Origin of the sequence: Protofrankia sp. Cas8 (assembly GCF_963555845.1) — a bacterium.
In the GTDB taxonomy this organism is placed as follows: Bacteria; Actinomycetota; Actinomycetes; order Frankiales; family Frankiaceae; genus Protofrankia.
The window spans coordinates 1-2893 of the sequence record NZ_CAUVXI010000347.1; the positions used below are offsets into that span (position 1 = coordinate 1).

The 2893-nt window shown below is 70.1% G+C and carries 3 protein-coding genes and 1 pseudogene; 3 read left to right on the top strand and 1 reads right to left on the bottom strand.

Annotated elements, in window-relative coordinates; genetic code table 11:
* The 3 genes and pseudogenes from U9977_RS26635 to U9977_RS26645 all read left to right on the top strand — a co-directional run.
* Positions 1 to 509: pseudogene (locus tag U9977_RS26635) on the top strand (hypothetical protein); the annotation flags it as partial.
* Positions 510 to 636: 127 nt separating this feature from the next.
* Positions 637 to 885: a type II toxin-antitoxin system prevent-host-death family antitoxin gene (locus U9977_RS26640; protein WP_322752023.1), complete on the top strand. Its 249-nt coding sequence runs from the start codon at positions 637 to 639 to the stop codon at positions 883 to 885.
* Positions 882 to 1265 (top strand): type II toxin-antitoxin system VapC family toxin, encoded by a 384-nt coding sequence (locus tag U9977_RS26645; RefSeq protein WP_322752024.1) that lies wholly within the window; start codon positions 882 to 884, stop codon positions 1263 to 1265. The genes U9977_RS26640 and U9977_RS26645 overlap by 4 nt, the downstream gene beginning before the upstream one ends.
* 97 nt (positions 1266 to 1362) lie before the next feature.
* Here the strand turns inward: U9977_RS26645 and U9977_RS26650 are convergent.
* On the bottom strand, positions 1363 to 2893 hold a 1531-nt coding region (locus U9977_RS26650; RefSeq protein WP_322752025.1), incomplete at its 5' end, for an HD domain-containing phosphohydrolase.

The window sequence follows — 2893 nt, forward strand, 5'->3', positions numbered from 1 at the left end:
TTACGGCCGAGGCGGTCGCCGAGTATCCCGACGACCACATCTTCCACTTCCGGCTCGCGACCGGGCAACGCATGTGCGGACGCTACGACGAGGCACTCAGGAGCATCGACTCCGCGCTCCGGCTGCTACCCGCGATCGGCAGCCGCGTGAGCCACAAACTGTTACAGGAACAGTATCTGCACGAACGCGAAATGATCAAAGAAGGTCGTCAGCGAGCCAACTGGGCCAGCGAGCAGCAGGACCGGTGGCGCCAGCAGGAAGACGCGAACCAGGATCTCCGCCACACGCTGGCGACCTCCACCGTCCGCGCGATAGAACTCGTCACGATCTTCACCGCGGCCATCGCGTTCACCGTCGGCTCACTCCAGATAACCCTCAGCGGTTCATTGACGCTTCACGACCGCATCTGGCTCCTCGTGACGCTCGGTGCCGGACTGCTCCTGTTCGCCCTCGTCATCATCGCTGGAACCTGGGTCATCAGCGGCCGACGTAGAGGACGTCGTGGATAGGGCCCAGGGAGTGGCCCTCGGTCAGCGTGACCCGCGACCCGCTTCGGCGTCGCAACCTCGCCTGTCACCATTGCGGCCACCATTGCGGCCACCATTGCGCGCATAGCACAAGTGCTACCCTTGACGAATGAGCGAGGTGGGACTTCGGGAAGTGCGACAACATGCCAGCGACCTGGTGCGCCGCGCCCAGGCCGGCGAACGGTTGACCATCACCGTGGCCGGCCGGCCGGCGGCCGTCCTCGGTCCGGTGAGGCCACGCGCGTGGCGGAGCTGGGGTGACCTCGCCGACGTCTTCGCGCAGCCCGCCGACACCGAGTGGGCCGACGATCGCAACCTGGTCGACGCGTCCCTCGCCGACCCGTGGGAAGCGGAGTGAGTCGCGGCGTCCTCGACACCAGTGTCCTGGTCGCGACGGACGTCGAGCCGATCCCCGGCGAGCTGGCGATCAGCATTGTGAGCATCGCGGAACTCCAATTCGGCGTCCTCGTCGCCAAGACGCCGCAGGCCCGTGCGACCCGCCTCGCCCGCCTCAGCGCGATCCAGCGACGCTTCGACCCGTTGCCTGTCGATGACGCCGTCGCAGACAGCTACGGCAGACTCGCCGCGCGGGTCGTCGACGTCGGCCGCCAGCCGCGCGCCCGAACCATGGACCTGCTGATCGCGGCCACTGCGCACGCCCACGGCGCCAGCGTCTACACCCGTAACGCCGCCAACCTCCTCGGACTCGAGGAATTCCTCTCGATTGTCGCGATCTAGTATCGACCCATACTTATCGACCTATCCAGGGCCGCAGGCGCCGGCACCACGGTCCTGGCCGGCCACCGCTCGTAGCCGGCTACCCGGTCCGGACCGGTCAGGCCCTGGCCGGGAGGATGCCCTGCTCGATCGCGAAGAGCGCGGCCGCACCGCGGGTCGACACGTCGATCTTCGTGTAGATGTGCTGCACGTGGTGATCCGCGGTCTTCGCCGAGATCACGAGCCGGTCGGCGACCTGACGGGTGGTGAGGCCGAGGGCGAGCAGTCGGAGCACCTCGGCCTCACGGGCGGTCAGGCCGGCCGGGAGCGGGGGTCGGGCCACGCGACGGTGACCCGCCGCGGCCAGGACCCGCTCGACCGCCTCCCCGTCGAGGCGGCCGGCGGCGCTCATGGCCCGCAGTTCGACCGCAGCATCCTCGGGCGCATACGCGGCCCGGTACGGGCGATCCGACGTCATAGCCTGGTAGCAGTCCGCGGCGGCGATGATCCGCTGGGCGTCGTCGAGATGCGCGCCGCCGAGGCGTCGATGGTAGCCGGACCCGTCGACGCGCTCATGCGCCCCGCATGCCGCCCCGGCCAGCGTTGCGGTGTACGACACCCGCCGCAGGAGCTGGTCGGTCACGAGCGCGTGGGCCTCGGCCCGGTCCCGCTCATCGCGCGTGAGGGCTCCGGGCTTGTCCCAGATCGTGTTGGGCACCGCGACCCGGCCCAGGTCGTGGAGCAACGCGGCGGCCTGGGCGGTGGGGCCGCATGCCGCCAGGGCCAGGGCTGCGACAGCCCGGGAGTGGCCGGCGGTCCAGGGCGACTTGAGATCGGCGAAGTCCGCAAGGACGAGCAGCGCCTCGTGCGCGCCGGCGTCGCTCAGCGGCGTACTCGGCGGGGCGACCGCGAGTGCCGCGTCCCAGGAGTCGACCGGCTCGAGCCCATCCCACCAGCCCGCCGCCTCTGCGAGGACGAGATCGGCGAGATCGGGATCGTAGGCCCTGCCACGCCTGCTCTTGATGATCTCAAGCGCCCGCGCGATTCCCTCCACCCGGGCGAGAACCTCAAGCTCTCCGGCGAGTTGGACGATCCGCATCGGCCGGGGAATCGCCACGCCCTTGGACCCGGCCGGCAATCCGCGGCCGTTCCACCGCTCGAAGGTCGCGGCCAACGCCGCACGCACGGGCTCGTCGAGGCCGAGGCGAACCGCGAAGACATCGGCGACTTCGCACGCGGCACGGAAGTTGAGCTCCGCGGCCCTGCGACCACCCGCCAGAACCGAGAACACCGACCGGAACCGGCCCACGCCGGACAGGCCCGGCCCCGCATGGCTGACCATCAGACGCATGACCTCGAACGGGTTCGCGAAGTCAGCCCGCAGGGCGCGGGCTCGCAGCTCGATCTCGTCACCGAACACCACGGCCATGTCAAAGGCATGGCCGGTACAGCCGAGGAAACGCAGCGTCGAGGCCCACCACGTGATCGCATGTTCCGCCGGATCGGTTCCGGCGGCCGTCGCGAGGCGCTGACCGAGCACGGTGGCCCGCAGCTGGGCTCCCGGCGGCTGGCCGAACGCATGATCCTGCGCCACGGCGAGCAGCGCGGCGATCTCCGCCAAGGTCACGTCGTCGCGCACACCCGCAACT